Annotated in this window: 1 protein-coding gene; it reads left to right on the plus strand. The window is 63.1% G+C overall.

What is annotated here, in order from left to right; all coding sequences use genetic code 11:
- Window positions 1-350 (plus strand): transporter substrate-binding domain-containing protein (locus AKL28_RS23765; RefSeq protein ID WP_156226497.1); only part of this gene is annotated, 350 nt, incomplete at both ends.

Below are 350 nucleotides of genomic sequence, written 5' to 3' on the forward strand. Positions count from 1 at the left end.
AAGGTGCAACTGGTGCCGGTGGCCAGCGCCAACCGCATCGCCTACCTGCAGACGCACAAGGCCGACCTGGTGATTTCCACCCTGGGCAAGAATGCCGAGCGTGAAAAGGTGATCGACTTCTCCCAAGCCTATGCGCCGTACAACAACAGCGTGTTCGGCGTGGCCGCCATCAAGGTCGCCAACGCCGCCGACCTGGCCGGCAAGACCGTGGGCGTGGCCCGCGGCACCTTCCAGGACATCCAGTTGACCGATACCGCGCCCAAGAGCACCACCATCAAGCGCTATGAAGACAACAACGCCATGATCTCGGCTTACGTCTCGGGCCAGGTGCAACTGGTCGGCACCGGCGA

The organism is Herbaspirillum chlorophenolicum, from assembly GCF_001189955.1.
Taxonomy (GTDB): Bacteria; Pseudomonadota; Gammaproteobacteria; order Burkholderiales; family Burkholderiaceae_D; genus Herbaspirillum; species Herbaspirillum chlorophenolicum.